This is a genomic window from Actinomadura meyerae (assembly GCF_900188445.1).
Lineage (GTDB): Bacteria > Actinomycetota > Actinomycetes > Streptosporangiales > Streptosporangiaceae > Spirillospora > Spirillospora meyerae.
On record NZ_FZOR01000050.1, the window covers coordinates 1 to 16,373 of the forward strand.

Genomic DNA, 16,373 nt, shown 5'->3' on the forward strand with positions numbered 1-16,373 from the left:
GACAACCTCATCTAGCAGGAGCTTCACTCATTCGCAGCCCACTTCCGTCACCCACGACGAACCTGTGACCTGCACACTCAGGTTGGAATGGGCTCCGGGATGAACTGAAGGAAAACGCTCGCATGCGTTACATCGGGCGCATTCGGTCAGTTGACATCATTCCCGTCCCTTTTGGCCTGTTCTTTGACGTCCTTGAGGATGACCATCACCATGCGGATCATGACTTGCGTGGCCTCCGCGACGGAGAGGCCGAGATCGTCGCGGCCGCCCATCCACGTCGGCCACGTGCAGGCCACCATCAGGGCGCTCACGAGTTCGTCGGCCTCCGCGCCGGCCAGCGCTATCTCCGGGGCGAATGTCAGGCCGATGTCGGTGCGCAGCCGCTCGTTGTGCCGTCTGCGGTTCCGCCTCAGCTGCGCCGAGAACGGAAGGCGCACCTGCGCGGCACGGGAGGCGCCGGCGATCGATTCGAGCATCGCCGCCCGTTGCCGGCAGAAGTCGTTGACGCGCTCCTCCAGGGGCCGATCGGCGGGAATGACTGCATAGTGGGCGTACTGGACCTGGAGGGTCTTCTCCCCCGTCGCGGCGAAGAGGCTCTCGAGGTCGGGAAAGTGGCTCCACAGCGTACGGAGGGATACGCCGGCACGCTCGGCGACCTGGGCCGCGGTCGGCCGCAGGTTGCCCTCCATCATCAGTGCCATGTTGGCGTCGACGATGGATGTTCTCGTCCGCTGCGCCCTCAGCGTCCGGCCGTCGGCCGCCGGCTTCCCGGACGACGCCGCCTCGCGCGAACTCATGCCGTAATACCTCCTGAAGGGATTTTCCCATGAGCGGCGGACGCCAGGAGGCAGGACCACTCGGTGGTCCTGCCTCTGGACATTCGCCGGTGGCGATCAAATATTGTCATCGACAAGGTGGACCGGAAAGTCCTTCGTCTTGGAGAGCGTAAACCGCGGCGGCCGCTTCTCTCGGAAGGCGTTCACTCCCTCCGGCGCGTCCGTTTGCCGCCCCGCCCATCGGAAGAGTTCCCGCTCGAGCTCGAGCGCCGCGCTCCGGTCGGTCTCCTCGAGGAAGCGCCGCGCGACGAGTTTGGTGATGGCGGCCGAGACGGGCGCGACGTTCGCCGCGATGTCGGCGGCGATCCGGGTCGCGGCCGGCAGCACCTCCTCGGCCGGCACCGCCTGGGACGCGATGCCCAGCCCGACCGCCTCCGCCCCGGAGAAGATGCGCCCGGTCAGCAGCAGGTCCATGGCCCGGGAGTAGCCGATGAGGCGCGGCAGACTCCACAGCAGGTCGGCGTCGGGGATCACCCCCCGCCTGTTGAAGACGAACCCGAGCTTGGCCTCTTCCGCCACGACGATGATGTCGGCGCGGAGCGCCATCGTCATCCCGGCCCCGACCGCGTGCCCGTTCACGGCCGCGATGACGGGGGTGCGGATGCGGTCGGCGGGGCGGTGCGGGCCGGGGTATCGCGCCTCGGCCTCGGCACGCGTCAGCGAGCCGTCGAACGTGCGGCCGGCGGGCAGCAGGCCGGCTCCGGCGCAGAAGGCCCGGCCGGCCCCGGTCAGGATGACCGCCCGGACGGCGTCGTCGGCCTCGAAACGGCCCAGTGCGTGGCCGATCTCCGCTGACATCAGCCAGTCCCAGCTGTTGAGCCGGTCGGGCCGGTTGAGGGTGATGATGCCGATCGGGCCATCACGGTCGACGAGGATCGACTCGTAGTCGGGTGCAGGGGTGCTTGTCACGCGTCCTCCTGAGGAAGGGGCGGCCGGGGCCGGCCGGGGTCAGATGCCGATGAGGTCGGCGATGCGCCGGCGGTAGGCGCCCACGTCGCCGAACAGCATCAGGGAGGCCTTGGCCCGTTTGAAGTAGAGATGGGCGTCGTGCTCCCACGTCACGCCGATCCCCCCGTGGATCTGGAGGTTCTCGGCGGCGGCGCGGAAGTAAGCGTCGGCGGCGGTGGCTTTGGCGATCGCCGCCGCCTCGCCCAGCTCGTGCGGCGCGGCCTCCGCGCACCAGGCGGCGTACCGCGTCATCGCACGCGCGCCCTCCAGTTCGACCAGGACCTCGGCGCACTTGTGCTTGATGGCCTGGAACGACCCGATCGGACGGCCGAACTGCTCTCGCACCTTGGCGTACGCCACGCTCATGTCCAGGCATGCCTGGGCTCCGCCGACCATCTCCGAGGCCAGCAGGACCTCGGCGTGGGAGAGCGCGAGGGTGAGGACATCGCGGCCGCGTCCCGGAGCGGACACCGGTGTCGCCGGCGCGTCGGCGAGGTCGACCCGCGCCAATCCCCGCGTCTGGTCGAGGGCCGGGAGCGCACGGACGCGCACGCCCGGCGCCTCGGTCTCGACGGCGAACAGGGTCGGGCCGTCGCGGCCCTCGGCGAGCACCAGCAGCACGGAGGCCGCCGCCCCGTCGAGGACGGGCGAGAAGCCTCCCGACACGGTCCACCCGGACTCGCCGTCACGCGCCCGGGCGGCCTCGGCGGTCGAGTCCCACAGGGCGCCGGGTGCCAGCCAGGCCACGCTGACGACCGCCGACCCGTCGGCGATCCTCCGCAGCAGCGCGGCGGCGGCGTCACCGGTCCCCGCCCTGAGGGCGGGCACGGCGAGGCCGACCGTGGCGAGCAGCGCACTAGGGGCCAGGGCGCGGCCCGTCTCCTCGGCCAGGTACGAGGCCTCCTGGAAGCCCAGTCCCGCGCCTCCGTGCTCCTCCGGCACGGCCAGGCCGGCCGCTCCCAGCTCGGTGGACATCCGCCGCCACAGCTCGCCATCGAAGGCGGTCTCGGTCTCCATGATCTCCCGCACCCGGGTCAGCGGGCTCGCGGCGGCGAGGAAGCGCCGGGTCGTCTCCCGGAGCGCCTCCTGCTCCTCGGTGATCGCCAGGCTCATCGCGCGGCCTCCTTCGCGGGCGCGGGCTCCTTGGGAAGGCCGAGGACGCGCTCTCCGATGATGTTGCGCTGCACCTCCGCGGTGCCTCCCCAGATCGTGTGGGAACGGGCGGCCAGGAAGTCGTCCTGCCACTCGTCGAGTTCGTAGCCGGGTCCGGTGAGCAGCGCGTCCGGTCCGATCAGGTCCAGGGCGATCTCGGTGAGCCGGCGCTGGAACTCCGACCACCGGATCTTGCTCGTGGACCCGTTGGCCAGCCCCTGGCCGGCGCCTCCGGCGGCGAGGTCGGCGACCAGCCCGAGTCCCGTCGCCCGGATGACCTGGATCTGCGACCATGCCCAGCCCAGCTGCTCGCGCACCCGGACGTCGTCGCCGAGCCCGCGCTCGCGGACTTCGCCGACCAGCCGCCAGAACTGCCTCTCGAAGGCGGCGTGCTGCGTGGTGGCGCTCCCGCCGCGCTCGCTCCCGAGCGTGGTCATCGCCACGCGCCAGCCCTCGTTGAGGCCGCCGATGACGTTGGTGAGCGGCGTCCGGGCGTCGGTGAGGAAGGTCTCGGCGAAGAGCGCCTGACCCGTCATCCGCTTGATCGGACGGAACTCCACGCCGTTGGGCTCGCCGTCCACCCGCAGTGGCAGCAGGACATAGCTGATACCGCGGTGCTTCGGCGCCGCGGGGTCGGTGCGGACCAGGCAGAACATCCAGTTCGCCTTGTAGTAGCCCGAGGTCCAGATCTTCTGGCCGTTGATCACCAGGTCGGCGCCGTCGATCTCACCGCGGGTGCGCAACCCGGCCAGGTCCGAGCCGGCACCGGGCTCGGAGAAGCCCTGGCAGTAATCGTGCTCGCCGCTGATGATCGGGGGCAGCACCCGCCGCTTCTGCTCCTCGGTGGCGTGCGCGATGACGGCCGGGCCCACCAGGCTCTCCCCCATGCCGCGGGTCAGGCGGGGGACGCCCGCACGCGCGAACTCCTCGTTCATCAGCGCGACCTCCACGCCCGAGAGCCCGCGGCCCCCGTACTCCCGGGGCCAGGCGACGCACATGTAACCCGCCTCGGTGAGCGTGTCCGCCCACCTGTCGAGGTGCGTCTTGAGCTCTGGATCGGGGACGCGCGGCACCTCCGCCCCCCGCAGATGCGCCGGGGCGTTGCGCTCCAGCCACTCCCGGATCTCGGCGCGGAACTCCAGCGCGACGTCGCTGTACGGGATCGGGGAGATGTCCGATTCGAGCACCGTCATCGGCTCGTTTCCTCTCGTGCGGTCCGGGCCGGTGCGGGATCGGCCCGGGGTACGTGCGGCGTGTCGGTGTCGGCGGCCGGGGCGTCGGCGACGGCGCCGGCGCCGCGGAGGGCCGCGACGCGCCCGGCGTCGTAGCCGAGGAGGTCCCGCAGGACCTCGTCGTTGTGCTCACCGAAGAGGGGCGCGGCGCGGCGGTGCGAGCCCGGTGTCCGGGAATGCCGGAAGGCGAGCGCGCTGTAGGCGCGCCGGCCGACCGCGGCGTGGTCGAGATCGACCACCATCCCGCACTCGCGCATCGCGGGGCTCTCGGCGATCTCGTCTCCGCCGAGGACCGGGGCCGCGGGCACCCCCGCCGCCTGGAGGCGCTCGGCGAGCACCGCCTTGTCGTGCTCACGGGTGAGCTCGGCCAGGACGGCGTCGATCAGTTCCTGGGCGGACCGGCGGTCGTCGAGACGGCGGAAGGCGGGGTCGTCGGCGAGGCCGTGCGCCCCGAGCGTGGTGCACAGGGCCCGCCACTGCCGGTCGTCCCGCACCGCGATCGCGACCCATTCGTCCTCGCCCGCGCAGGGGTAGGCCCCGTGCGGGGCGGCGTAGGGGACGTGGTTCCCGTCGGGCGCCCACGTCGATCCCGTCTCGACCTGCTCCAGGATGTACTCGCCGATCCAGGAGGCCGCGGCCTCGACCTGGGGCACGAGGACCTGCGAGCCCCGCCCGGTGCGCTCCCGCAGTTCCAGGGCCGAGACGACCGCGGCGACGGCGTTCAGCCCTCCGACCGGGTCCATCAGGGCGGGCCCGGTGAGGACGGGCATGCCGTCGGGGTAGCCCATGAGCGAGGTCATCCCGGCCGCGGGCTCCATCGTCTTGCCCATCCCCTGGTGGGAGGAGGACGGCCCTCCGGGCCCGAAGGCAGGCATCTCCACGACGATGATGCGGTCGTTGACCCGGGCGAGGTCGCGGCGGCCGATGCCGAGGCGGTCCAGGACGCCGGGGGTGAAGTTCGCCAGCAGCACATCGGAGCGGCGCACCAGGTCGTGCATCACGTCCATGGCCCCGGCCTGCTTGAGGTCCAGCGCGAGCGACCGCTTGTCGAGGTTCTGGGAATTGAACAGGACGCTGCGGTTCTGCGGGTCCTCCCCCGGCTCGGACTCGGGATAGTAGATCGGCGCGCCGCCGCGGCGCGTACCGCGCCAGGAGTCGGGGTGCCCGGGTGCCTCGACCTTGATCACGTCGGCGCCGAGGTAGGCCAGGCAGCGCCCGGCGAACGGCCCCGCCCAGGCGGTGGTGAACTCCAGGACGCGGACGCCGGAGAGGGGCCCGGCCGGCGTGCGGGATCCGGGCGGCGGCGCGGTCGGGGCGGCGGTCACGCGGACCTCCGCCGGTTCTCGGAGCGGGCTGCCGGCAGCCGGGGGCTCGGCGACCGGACCTCCGTGACGGCGCCGTCGATGGTGAAGAGCGACCGCACGGCCGGTTCCTCGCCGCCGGGGCCGCGGACCCGCGACATCACCCGCCGGATCCGCCACTGCTCGGATTCCAGGAGATCGCCCAGGCCGCTGACCTTCTCGACGCTGACACGTCCCCGCTGGCACGCCTCGACCACCTCGTCGGCGCGGCGCCCCGCCGCGCGCTCCTGCAGGACGGCGACGATCTCCTCCCAGTGCCGCAGCCGGTCCGCCGAGGTCTGGTACCGCGCGTCGTCGAGGAGGTGCTCGCATTCCAAGACCCTGCACACCGTGGGCCAGTTCCGGATCACGAAGAGCACGATCCACGCGTCCGCGCAGCGCAGCATCGCCAGGAAGCCCGGGTAGCTGCGGCGGGTGCCGTGGGTGCCGTTGTAGCTGTACTGGCTGACGAGGTTCTGCCCCATCGCGGCCAGCGATTCGAAGACGGTGGCGTTCACGCGCTGCCCGGTTCCGGAGCGGCGGCGCTCGTACAGGGCCGACACCACGGAGATGTAAGCCGTGGTCCCGGCGGCGTAGGAGGCTCGCTCACCGATCCCGTAGAGCGGTGCGCGATCGGCGAGGCCCGTGGTCTTCATGGCGCCTCCGAGCGCCTGGTGGATCATCTCCGAGAACTGCCAGCCGCCGTAGAGGGAGCCCTCGGGGGCGTCTCCCACGACACAGTCGATCAGCTGCTCCCCGGCTCCACCGAGTGCCTCCGTCCCCTGGTCGCGCAGGATCACGTCCGCGCGGCCGGCCAGCTCCCGCAGGGCGCTCCGGTCGGCCGCGGAGCCGGGATCGTGCACGATGGACCGTTTGCCTTGGTTGAGGTGCCGGAAGAGGAACGAGTCGCCGTCGGCGCGCGGTCCCCGGTGGCGGGTGGGAGTGCCGCCCGGCGGCTCGACCAGCACCACGTCCGCCCCGTTCATCGCGAGCATCCGGCCGGCGTACTGACCGGCCACCGAGGTGCTGAGGTCGAGGACGACCACGCCCTCCAGCGGGGAGACCGCCCGGCCCAGCGGTTCAGGCGACGACGACATCGTTCTCCTTTCGGTGGTCCGTGGAGAGGTCGGAGCTCATCCGGTCGCGCAGCGAGTCGCCGATGCGGTAGACGCACAGGACCACCGCGCCGAGGAGCAGGCCGGGCGGGAGGATCAGGAGCGGCGCCGACAGGATCTGCGAGTAGGCGTCGTTGAGGTCGCTCCCCCAGCTCGGCGTCGGCCGCTGGGGACCGAGGCCGAGGAACGCCAGGGCTCCCTGGATGACGAAGGTGAGGCCGGTATAGATGGTCATCTGGATGACGACCGGCCGCAGCGCCGTGGGCAGCACGTGCCGGATCAGCACGATCGGCGTCCAGACCCCCGAGAGCCGGGCGCTGGCCACGAAGTCCTGCTCGCGGGCCGCCAGCACGCCCGCCCGCGTCAGTTGCGCGGTGTTGGGGGCGAGGACGAGCCCGACCGCGACCATCGAGGTGATCAGGCCGACGCCGAGCGAACCGGTGATGGCGATCGCCAGCACCAGCAGCGGAAACGCGATCATGAGATCGGAGATGCGCATCAGCACCGTGCCGACGTAGCGGGGCCAGAAACCGGCGATGGTCCCCCACGGCACGCCCAGCAGCATGGCGACCGCGATGCAGACCGCCACGCCCCCGAAGGCGTTCCGCCCGCCCCAGATGAGGCGGCTCAGCACGTCGCGGCCGAAGCGGTCGGTGCCGAGCAGGTGGTCGGCACTCGGACCTTGCAGCTTGTTCGCCAGGTCCTGCGCCAGCGGGTCGTGTGGAGCGATCCAGGGCGCCAGCACCGCGGCCAGGAGGAGCACCGCCAGCACGGCCATCGAGATCCACGCGCCGAGGGGCACCGCCCGCTGCCCGCGCGCCGGCCCGCGGCTCATGACGCCCCCTTCCGGATCGCCGGATCGGCCAGCCCGGCCAGGATGTCCACGACGAGGTTCACCAGCAGGGCGATGAAGACGAAGACGAGGACGACACCGAGGATGACCGGGAAGTCGAGCTGGCCGATGGCGGTGACGAGGGTCCGTCCGAGGCCGGGCAGCACGAATATCTGCTCGAGGATCAGGGTGGCCCCGAGCTGCCCGAGCGCCAGCAGGCCGACGACGTTCAGGATCGTCGGCAGCACGGAGCGGAAGGCGTAATGCCAGGTGACCTTCCGGTCGGACAGTCCCATGGCCCGCGCGGTCCGGACATGGTCGCTGGCCATGGCGTCGGCCATCGCGGCGCCGACCTGGCGGATCACGATGGCGCCGCCGCCGAGGATCATCGGCATCGCCGGAAGGATCATGTGGTAGACGTTCTGCACGGGATCCTGCGAGAAGGGTGTGAAGCCGAGTCTCGGCAGCAGCCGCAGCCACACCGAGAAGACCGTGATCAGGACCAGGGCCGCGAAGAAGTCCGGGACGGCCAGCCCCAGCCCGGAGACGCTCCGGATCCACCGGCCGGACCGCCGGGTGGCCCGCTTGCCCACGAAGACCCCGAGCGGGATGGCGAGCAGGCAGGTCCCCAGGATCGCGATGAAGGTCAGCTCCAGCGTCACCGGCAGGGTCTCCGCGATCGCCTCCGACACCGGGTAGCCGGTCTGGAAGGACGTCCCGAAGTCACCGATGAGCGCCTTTCCGAGCCATCCCAGGAACTGCTCCGGCAGCGGGCGGTCGAGCCCGAGCTGGTGCTCGACCAGGGCCACCGACTCCGGCGTCGCGTTCTCGCCCAGCCGGGCGTAGGCAGGGCCGCCGGGAATGATCTTGACGAGGAGGAAGGTGAACAGGCCGGCCCCGACCGCCGTGGGCGGGAACAGCAGCAGCCGCACGAGGAGGAACCTGCCGAAGGTCCCCCGGCCTCCCAGGCCCCTGCCGCGGCCGCGGTGCTCGGTTTCCGGGGTCGGGGCCGCCTCGGTCGCGGCCGGCCGCTTCAGGTCGCCGGCCGAGTCCTCTCGCGCCGCCGCGGCGCCGGTCGGCCGCGCCATCACTTCAGTCCGAGCGCGGTCAGGTCGGCCTCACCGTTGATGGCTATCGCCGCCGCACCGCCGGTGACGCGCCCGGTCCAGGCCGTGACCGTGGGCGAATAGTAGAGCGGGATGATCGGCAGCTCCTCCTGGATCACCCGGTGGGCGTTCTTGAGAGCCTCCTTCAGCTGCTCGTCGCCCTGCGCCGCGTTCGCCCGCGCCACGGCCTCCTCGCCGCCGGGCACCGGGACGTTGCCCGCGTTCCCGCTGGACTTCGTGGTCAGCAGGCGCCGGTAGATGCTCAGCCAGTCGGGCCCCGAGTTCATGCCGGTCGACATCAGGTCGTACTTGTGCTCGGTGTAGAAGCCCTTGGTCGCGTCGCCGATGTCCTTGGACTCGAAGCGGACCTTGATGCCCACCTTGGCGAGCTGGTCGGAGATGACCACGCCGTTGTTGACGAACGCCGGGGAGCTCAGCGAGACGCCTCTCAGGGTCAGGCCGTCGGGGTGGCCGGCCTCGGCGAGCAGCTGCTTGGCCTTGGCGGGGTCGTAGGGGTAGCGGCCGTCGAGCTCGTCGAAGTGGAAGGCGTGGCCCGGCGGGTAGGGCTGCAGCGCCCCCACGTCGCTCAGGCCGCTGGTGTTGGTCTTGGCGAGCGCGGAGCGGTCGATCGCGTAGCTGATCGCCTGGAGCACCCGCTTGTCCCGCAGCGGTCCCTGGCTCCGGTCGACGTTGAGGTCGCTGAACGAGACCCCGAGGCTGTGTTCGGAGTGGACGTCCGTGCCCTGCAGCGCCTGGGGGGCCGAGTAGTCCAGGCGCCAGGCGAAGTCCGCCTGGCCCCCGGTGAGCGCCGCCACCTGCGCGGAGGGATCGCTGATCATCTGCGACGTGATGCGGTCGACCTTGGCCGCGGGCAGACCGGCCTCCTGGTAGCCGTCCCACTTGTCCAGGGTCACCGACGAGCCGGGCACGAACCCGGTCAGCCGGAACGGCCCGGCGCCCACCGGTCTGGCCCCGTACTTGTCGCCGGCCTTGTCCCGCGCCGTGGGGGACGCGATCAGGCCGATGCGCGACCCGAGCAGGTCGGGCAGGCCCGCGCCGGGTTCGGACAGCTTGAAGACGACCGTGTCGGCGCCCTGCGCCTCAACGGACTCGAAGCCCGGTATCTGCTGGTTCTTGAGGGCGAGGCACTGCTCGACGCTCTTCTTCACGGCCGCCGCGTCGAGCGTGGTGCCGTCCTGGAACTTCAGACCGGTCTTGAGCTTCAGCGTCAGGGTCTTCAGCCCGTCGGAGAAGTTCCAGGACGTCGCGATGCCGGGGGACAGCTTGCCCGAGCCCGGATCGGTGCGGATCAGCGGAGCGTAGATGGCCGTCATGTAGGACAGCTCGGATCCGTTGGCCGGCCCGCAGGGGTCGAACTGGCTCGGATTGAGGCTCTGCAGGGTCCGCAGCGTGGTCTTGCCTTCCGTGCCGTCGGAGCCGGAGCCACAGGCGGCGAGGGTGGAGACGAGCACGGCGGTGAGGACGATGCCGAGTCCGTGACGGTGGGGTCGCTGCTTCATCGGAGATACTCCTTCATCGGTCTGGGCTCTCCGGAACGACGGTCGGGTGGGATGGGGTTCGGACGGTTGTGGCCTCTACCGGGTGGTCGCCGTCGGCGTCGGTGCGCCGGCGTCAGCGCGACCTCGCGGCGGTCCCGGCGCGGATCTCGCGCCAGAAGTGGCAGGCGGCCCGGTGCGCCGAGCCGCCGGCCGCCTCGGACTCGTCGACCGTCTCCGGACGCGGCTCCTCCCGGACGCAGATGTCCTGGGCGAACGGGCAGCGGGTGCGGAAGCGGCAGCCGGAGGGCGGGCGGCGCGCGTCGGGGATCTCTCCTTCGAGGAGGTGCGGTTCCGACCCGCGGGCGTCCGGAGCGACTCGCGGCACCGCCCGGATCAGCGCCTGCGTGTAGGGGTGCCGGGGCGCCTGGAGCACTTCGCGCGCCGGGCCTATCTCGACGAGCCGGCCGAGGTACATGACACCGACGTCGTGCGCGATGCGGGCGATGGACGACATGTCGTGGGAGATGAAGACGTAGGTGAGGTCGAACGCGGCGCGCAGCTCGTCGAGGAGGCGCAGCACGCCGGCCTGGAGCGAGATGTCCAGCGCCGCCACGGGCTCGTCGCACATGATCAGCGGGGCACGGGAGGCGACCGCCCGGGCGATGGTGACTCGCTGGCGCTGGCCGCCCGACATCTGGCCGGGGCGCCGGTCGGCGATCTCGGGGCCGAGGCCCACCTCTCCCAGCAGTTCCACGGCACGGTCGCGCAACTGCCGGGGGACGGTCGGCCGGTGCGGAGTCAGGGGCTCGACGACGCTCTTCCAGACCGGCCGGCCGGGGTTCAGCGCCAGCACGGGGTCCTGGAAGATCATCTGAACCTGGCCGCCGCGTCCCACCGACGAGTCCGCCGGAACCAGGTCCCCGTCCGGGCCGGCGATCGCGATGGTCCCGGCGGTCACCGGGACCAGTCCCGCGATGGCCTTGGCGAGCGTGGACTTTCCCGATCCCGACTCGCCGATGACGCCCAGCGTCGTGCCGCGCGCGACGTCGATGTCGACGCCGTCGACGGCGTGCACGGCGTCGCGGCGGCCGCCGTAGCGCACGACGAGGTCACGGACCCGCAACGCGGGCGCCTGCCGCTGGTGCCGCTCGCGGGCGGCCGGAGTGCTGTCGACGGTCATGCTCCGACCCCCGGAAGCACCAGGTCGTCACTGCGCAGGCATCGGGTCCGGCCACCGTGCCGGGCCGGTTCGAGGGCCGGCGCGCTCCGGCCGCAGCGCTCTTCCGCATAGGGGCAGCGCGGATGGAACCGGCATCCTTCCGGAGGGTGGGCCGGGTTGGCCGGTGCCCCGGCGATGCCGCTCCAGTCGTCCGGGTTCTCCAGGCTCACGTCCGAGGCGCGCACCAGCGCCGCGGTGTAGGGATGCTGCGGTGAACTCAGCAGCCGCTCGGCATCGTCGTCGTTGACCACCTGGCCGCAGTACATGGTCACGACGCGCGAGCACAGTGCGGAGACCACGCCCAGGTTGTGGGTGATGAGGAGGACGCCGAGATCCAGCTCGCGGGCGAGGCGCCGGAGCAGGGCGACGACCTGGGCCTGGATCGTGACGTCCAGAGCGGTGGTGGGCTCGTCGGCCACCAGCAGCCGCGGCCGGCAGACGAGGGCCATGGCGATCAGCACCCGCTGGCACATGCCGCCCGACAACTGATGGATGTAGGAGTCCATGGTGCGCCGCGGGTTCGGCAGGCCGACCATGCCGAGCATGTCGACGGCCCGGCGACGCGCGTCGGCGACGCGCACCGGCTCGTGCGCCCGGATCACGTCGACGAGCTGCTTGCCCACCGGGCGCGAGGGATGCAGCGACGCGCGCGGTTCCTGGAAGATCATGCTGATCTCGCTTCCGCGGATCCGCCGCAGGCGGTCCTCGTCGACCTTCAGCACGTCGACGCCGTCGAAGCGGACGCTTCCCCGGACCGACGCGTGGGCCGGCAGCAGCCCGAGGAGGCTCAGCCCGGTCAGGGTCTTGCCGGACCCCGACTCGCCGACCAGCCCGACCATCTGGCCCGGCCGGACGGTCAGGGAGACCTCGGACAGCAGCTGGTGGCCGCCGATGGACACGGCGAGGTCCTGCACCTCGAGCAGTGCCTCGCCGGCGTCCCCGGTCGTGTCGGCGTGCGGGACGGTACCCGTTGTGGCCATCGGGCCACCTCCGATCGAAGGCAAATATGCATCGACAGTGCATAAACTATTGTGGCCGTCGTCACAGGTTGTCAAGGGGTTGGCCCGAGGTTCGCGCCCGCCCAGTGCCACCCGGCGCCCGGTCGCGGCCGGGCGGCGCCGCGCCCGCCGCGGCGATCCCGGGCAGGCCAGGCCGCAGTCGCTCCTTCACCGCCGCGCGAGGCGGCCCGCACCGCGCTCCACGCGGGTCGGCGGGCGCGGCCGACCGGACGGAGACCGCAGGTGCGCCAAGCTCGGCCACCCCCTCGCCAGGAACATGCACTAAAACTGCAGCTGAACATGCGAATCGGGCGCACGTCAAGGGCTGGCAACGGGGATTGGCAGGCCATCCCCGCGCCGACTAATATGCACTAGCGATGCAATAAAGTCCGCCGGGTGATGCTCCCATCACCGCTTCGTCCGGCACGGACGAGTCGTCGACGGAAGGACGTACATGGCCTCTCGGATGAGCATCGGCCGGCTCTTCTCCCACTTCGCCACCACCAAGTCCGACGAGCCTGCTCTGGTGGCGGGCGACGGCTCCGAGCAGATCACCTGGGCCGAACTGCATCGCCGTACCAACCGGCTGGCGCGCGCCTACGCCGCGGCCGGCGTCGCGAAGGACGACACGGTCGCGATCGCCCTGCCCAACTGCGCGGAGTTCTTCTGCGCCTGCGTGGCCGCCTGGAAGCTCGGCGGCACCGTCATGCCGCTGTCGCACAAGTTCCCGGAGGCCGAGCGCCGGCGCGTGCTCGACCTGGCCCGTCCCGCCCTTCTCGTGGGGAGCGAGGCGGTCGAGGGCCTCGCCACGCTTCCGGCCGGCTTCGTCCCCGACCCGGGCCTCGGCGACGGAGAGCTGCCCGATGTCGTCCCGACGTACTGGAAGGCCCTCACCTCGGGCGGCAGTACCGGCAAGCCCAAGCTCATCGTCAGTCACGACGACCCGCACTACGACCCCGAGTCCCCCGACGTGGACTACATGCACGCCGACGGGGTGCACCTCGTCTGCGGCCCGCTGTACCACAATGCGGCGTTCATCTACTCGGCCCGCGGGCTGTTCTCCGGCAACCGGCTCGTGATCATGCCCCGCTTCGATCCGGGGCTCGCCCTCGATCTCATCGAGCGGCATCGCGTCACGTGGCTCCAGATGGTCCCCACCCACATGAACCGCCTGCGGCGCCTGCCCGAGGAACGCCTCGCCGGCGCCGACGTCTCCTCCGTGCGCACGCTCGTCCACGTGGGCGGCCCGTGTCCGCCGCGGCTGAAGCTGGAGTTCATCGACTGGCTGGGACCCGACCGGGTCGTCGAGATCTACGCCGGAACCGAGAGCCAGGGCGTCACCCGCATCACCGGCCGGGAGTGGCTCGAACACCGCGGATCGGTGGGGCGCGCCATCCGCGGTTCGCGGTTCGAGGTCCAGGACGAGGAGGGCCGGGTCGTGCCGCCGGGCGTCGTCGGCGAGGTCTTCCTCATGCCCGCCGGCGGCCCCGGATCCACCTACCACTACATCGGCGCGGAGCCGCGCGGCCGGAAGGGGTGGGAGTCGCTCGGCGACCTGGGCTGGTACGACGAGGACGGCTACCTGTACCTCGCCGACCGGTCCACCGACTGCATCGTCAGCGGCGGAGCCAACATCTACCCCGCCGAGGTCGAAGGCGCCCTCGAGTCGCATCCCCGCGTCCGCGCCTGCGCGGTGGTCGGGCTGCCGGACGACGACCTGGGCCAGCGGACGGTCGCCCTGGTGGAGGCGGTCGGCGACCGGCCTCCACCCCCGGCCGACGAGCTCGACGAGTACCTCCGGCCGCTGCTCGCGGCGTACAAGCGGCCGCGGGCCTACGAGTTCGTGGACCGGCCGCTGCGCGACGAGGCCGGCAAGGTACGCCGGTCCGCCTTGCGTGCGGACCGCCTCCCGGGCGGGCCCGCCGACGGACGGCTGGTCCTGCCGAGCAGGGACCGGTGGCGGGATCTCAGGACGGGTTCCGCGGCCGTCGACCGCCTGCTGCGGGTACTGGACGTGGACCGGGTCGGCGAGCGCACCTTCGTGGGGCTGAGCATGGACCGGCCCACGCACCGGGTCTTCGGCGGGCAGCTCCTCGCCCAAGCCGCCGTGGCGGCGGCGCGAACCGCTCCCGGGGACGTGGCCCTGCACTCGCTGCACGGCTACTTCGCCCGTGTCGGCGACCCCGCCGCCCCGATCAGGTACGAGGTGACCACGCTGCGCGCGGGCCGCTCGTTCCACCTCCAGCGTGTCGACGCCCGGCAGGGCGAGGAGATCATCGGGACGGTGACCTGCTCGATGCAGCGCGGCGAGCCCGACCACCTCGCCCACCAGGTGCCCGAGCAGGGGTCGTCGACGCCACCCGAAGACGCGCCTGCCCGGTACCCCTTCGCCGAGCGCGCCTCCGACGACGGAACGCCGGCGGGCCCGGTCGAACTGCGTGAGGGCCCCCAGGGCGCACCGCCCGGCCCGCTGGCTCCATCGGAGGTCTGGCTTCGCGTGCCCACCGGACTGCCCGACGACCCGCTGCTGCACCGCGTCCTGGTCGTGTACATGTCCGACTACACCATCCTGCGCGCCGCCTTCCGGGGACATGCCGTGCCGCGGGAGACGACCTCCGGCGCCAGCCTCGACCACGCCGTGTGGTTGCACCGCAGCGGGCGCGCCGACCGGTGGGTGCACTACGTCAGCACCAGCCCGTCGGCTGGGGCGGCCCGCGCGCTCGGCTCCGGCTCGATGTTCTCCGAGGACGGCCGGCTCGTGGCGACCAGCGCCCAGGAGATGGTCATCCGGTTCCGGTCCGGACCGCCCGCCGCCCGCGGCACGGAGGCGACGGCCGGCACGGAGGCCGTGTCCGTCGCCACCGGCCGGACCGGCCGGGCGGGAGAGTCCGCGCATGCCTGACGCCTTCCCGCGGTCTGCGGACGCGTCCTGGCCGACCGGCCGCACGGTCGTCCTCGATGGGGGCGCGGCGTCGGGGGGTGGCGCTTGATGGCGTCCCCGAGCGCCGGGCCCGTGCCCGGACTGGACCTCGAACGGTTCGCCGCCTGGTACCGGGCGCGGCGCCCCGGCGACCTCGGCCCCGGCCTGACCGTCCGGATGCTGTCCGGAGGGAAGTCCAACCTCACCTACGCCGTGTCCGACGGCACCACCACCCGGATCGTGCGGCGGCCCCCGCTGGGCCATGTCCAGGCGACCGCCCACGACATGGCCCGGGAGTACACGGTCATCAGGGCGCTCGCGGACACCGCCGTACCGGTCCCGGAGACCTTCGCCCTCTGCGAGGACGACACCGTGCTGGGGGCCCCGTTCTACGTCATGGAGGAGGTGCGCGGTACGGCCTACCGGCGTCGCGAGCAGCTGGAGCCGCTCGGACCCGAGCGCACCCGGCGCGTGGCGCTGGAGATGATCGGTGTCCTGGCCGAACTGCACGCCGTGGTGCCCGCCGGCGTCGGGCTGACCGGCTTCGGGCGACCCGCCGGCTTCCTCGCCAGGCAGGTGCGCCGGTGGGGACGGCAGCTGGACGGGTCCCGCACCCGCGACCTCCCCGACGCCGACACGCTGCTGCGCCGCCTGCAGGCCGGTGTCGCGACCCGGGCGTCCGGCCGGGACGAGGCGTCGATCGTCCACGGCGACTACCGCCTGGACAACCTGCTCGTGCGCGACGAGACGGTCGCCGCGGTCATCGACTGGGAGATGGCGACCCTGGGCGACCCCCTCACGGACCTCGCGCTGCTGCTCGTCTACGACAGGCTCTCCGCGATCTCGCAGGGCGCCAGCGACGCCACGGCGAGCCTGGCCCCCGGCTATCCGGGGCCGGAGGAACAGCTCGGGCACTACGAACGGGTCCGCGGCCGGCGGCTCGGCGACCTGGAACTCCACCTGGGCCTGGCGCATCTCAAGCTCGCCGTCATCCTCGAGGGCATCCACTACCGCCATCTCAGGGGAGAGACGGTCGGGGCCGGGTTCGACAAGGTGGGGAATGCCGTCGAGCCGCTGCTCGCGGCGGGTCTGGCCGCTACGCGGAGCCTGGAGAAGAAGACGATCGGCTTCCAGCACTGATCCGCGACCGGGGATCGGCCCGGATCGCGGCCCGCC

At 72.2% G+C, this 16,373-nt stretch carries 13 protein-coding genes; 2 read left to right on the top strand and 11 right to left on the bottom strand.

Annotated features, from left to right (window positions below; all coding sequences use genetic code 11):
* Positions 1–146 precede the first annotated feature (146 nt).
* The 11 genes from CHF16_RS34285 to CHF16_RS34335 all read right to left on the bottom strand — a co-directional run bounded on the left by CHF16_RS34285 (position 147) and on the right by CHF16_RS34335 (position 12,259).
* Entirely contained in the window at positions 147–797 is a 651-nt protein-coding gene (locus CHF16_RS34285; RefSeq protein WP_089330342.1) for a TetR/AcrR family transcriptional regulator, read from the bottom strand.
* 96 nt (positions 798–893) lie between these two features.
* Positions 894–1,745 carry an enoyl-CoA hydratase/isomerase family protein gene (locus CHF16_RS34290; RefSeq protein ID WP_089330343.1) on the bottom strand — a complete coding sequence of 284 codons (852 nt, stop codon included), beginning with the start codon at positions 1,743–1,745 and terminating at the stop codon, positions 894–896.
* Positions 1,746–1,784: 39 nt separating this feature from the next.
* Positions 1,785–2,897 (bottom strand): acyl-CoA dehydrogenase family protein, encoded by a 1,113-nt coding sequence (locus CHF16_RS34295; protein ID WP_089330344.1) that lies wholly within the window; start codon positions 2,895–2,897, stop codon positions 1,785–1,787.
* On the bottom strand, positions 2,894–4,129 hold the full coding sequence (locus CHF16_RS34300; protein ID WP_089330345.1) for an acyl-CoA dehydrogenase family protein: 1,236 nt from the start codon (positions 4,127–4,129) through the stop codon (positions 2,894–2,896). Before CHF16_RS34300 ends, CHF16_RS34295 begins: the two co-directional genes overlap by 4 nt.
* Positions 4,126–5,493, bottom strand: a complete 1,368-nt coding sequence (locus tag CHF16_RS34305; RefSeq protein ID WP_089330346.1) for a CaiB/BaiF CoA transferase family protein — start codon at positions 5,491–5,493, stop codon at positions 4,126–4,128. The genes CHF16_RS34300 and CHF16_RS34305 overlap by 4 nt, the downstream gene beginning before the upstream one ends.
* Positions 5,490–6,605, bottom strand: a complete 1,116-nt coding sequence (locus CHF16_RS34310; RefSeq protein WP_089330347.1) for a CaiB/BaiF CoA transferase family protein — start codon at positions 6,603–6,605, stop codon at positions 5,490–5,492. The genes CHF16_RS34305 and CHF16_RS34310 overlap by 4 nt, the downstream gene beginning before the upstream one ends.
* Complete coding sequence (locus CHF16_RS34315) at positions 6,589–7,458, bottom strand: ABC transporter permease (protein ID WP_089330348.1); 870 nt, start codon at positions 7,456–7,458, stop codon at positions 6,589–6,591. Before CHF16_RS34315 ends, CHF16_RS34310 begins: the two co-directional genes overlap by 17 nt.
* A complete protein-coding gene (locus CHF16_RS34320; protein ID WP_089330349.1) occupies positions 7,455–8,543 on the bottom strand; it encodes an ABC transporter permease in 1,089 nt (362 codons plus the stop codon). Before CHF16_RS34320 ends, CHF16_RS34315 begins: the two co-directional genes overlap by 4 nt.
* Positions 8,543–10,081 carry an ABC transporter substrate-binding protein gene (locus CHF16_RS34325; RefSeq protein ID WP_089330350.1) on the bottom strand — a complete coding sequence of 513 codons (1,539 nt, stop codon included), beginning with the start codon at positions 10,079–10,081 and terminating at the stop codon, positions 8,543–8,545. Before CHF16_RS34325 ends, CHF16_RS34320 begins: the two co-directional genes overlap by 1 nt.
* A gap of 112 nt (positions 10,082–10,193) precedes the next feature.
* On the bottom strand, positions 10,194–11,240 hold the full coding sequence (locus CHF16_RS34330; RefSeq protein ID WP_089330351.1) for an ABC transporter ATP-binding protein: 1,047 nt from the start codon (positions 11,238–11,240) through the stop codon (positions 10,194–10,196).
* Positions 11,237–12,259, bottom strand: a complete 1,023-nt coding sequence (locus CHF16_RS34335; protein ID WP_089330352.1) for an ABC transporter ATP-binding protein — start codon at positions 12,257–12,259, stop codon at positions 11,237–11,239. The genes CHF16_RS34330 and CHF16_RS34335 overlap by 4 nt, the downstream gene beginning before the upstream one ends.
* A gap of 472 nt (positions 12,260–12,731) precedes the next feature.
* Here CHF16_RS34335 and CHF16_RS34340 point away from each other — a divergent pair, with 472 nt between their 5' ends.
* Positions 12,732–15,179 carry an AMP-binding protein gene (locus CHF16_RS34340; protein ID WP_143228223.1) on the top strand — a complete coding sequence of 816 codons (2,448 nt, stop codon included), beginning with the start codon at positions 12,732–12,734 and terminating at the stop codon, positions 15,177–15,179.
* A gap of 87 nt (positions 15,180–15,266) precedes the next feature.
* A complete protein-coding gene (locus CHF16_RS34345; protein WP_089330354.1) occupies positions 15,267–16,337 on the top strand; it encodes a phosphotransferase family protein in 1,071 nt (356 codons plus the stop codon).
* Positions 16,338–16,373: the final 36 nt, after the last annotated feature.

Excerpts from the sequence above, each read along its gene's own strand:
- CHF16_RS34285 (WP_089330342.1), bottom strand. The coding sequence starts at position 797 with ATGAGTTCGCGCGAGGCGGCGTCGTCCGGGAAGCCGGCGGCCGACGGC.
- CHF16_RS34295 (WP_089330344.1), bottom strand. The coding sequence starts at position 2,897 with ATGAGCCTGGCGATCACCGAGGAGCAGGAGGCGCTCCGGGAGACGACC.
- CHF16_RS34300 (WP_089330345.1), bottom strand. The coding sequence starts at position 4,129 with ATGACGGTGCTCGAATCGGACATCTCCCCGATCCCGTACAGCGACGTC.
- CHF16_RS34310 (WP_089330347.1), bottom strand. The coding sequence starts at position 6,605 with ATGTCGTCGTCGCCTGAACCGCTGGGCCGGGCGGTCTCCCCGCTGGAG.
- CHF16_RS34315 (WP_089330348.1), bottom strand. The coding sequence starts at position 7,458 with ATGAGCCGCGGGCCGGCGCGCGGGCAGCGGGCGGTGCCCCTCGGCGCG.
- CHF16_RS34320 (WP_089330349.1), bottom strand. The coding sequence starts at position 8,543 with ATGGCGCGGCCGACCGGCGCCGCGGCGGCGCGAGAGGACTCGGCCGGC.
- CHF16_RS34325 (WP_089330350.1), bottom strand. The coding sequence starts at position 10,081 with ATGAAGCAGCGACCCCACCGTCACGGACTCGGCATCGTCCTCACCGCC.
- CHF16_RS34330 (WP_089330351.1), bottom strand. The coding sequence starts at position 11,240 with ATGACCGTCGACAGCACTCCGGCCGCCCGCGAGCGGCACCAGCGGCAG.
- CHF16_RS34335 (WP_089330352.1), bottom strand. The coding sequence starts at position 12,259 with ATGGCCACAACGGGTACCGTCCCGCACGCCGACACGACCGGGGACGCC.
- CHF16_RS34340 (WP_143228223.1), top strand. The coding sequence starts at position 12,732 with ATGGCCTCTCGGATGAGCATCGGCCGGCTCTTCTCCCACTTCGCCACC.
- CHF16_RS34345 (WP_089330354.1), top strand. The coding sequence starts at position 15,267 with ATGGCGTCCCCGAGCGCCGGGCCCGTGCCCGGACTGGACCTCGAACGG.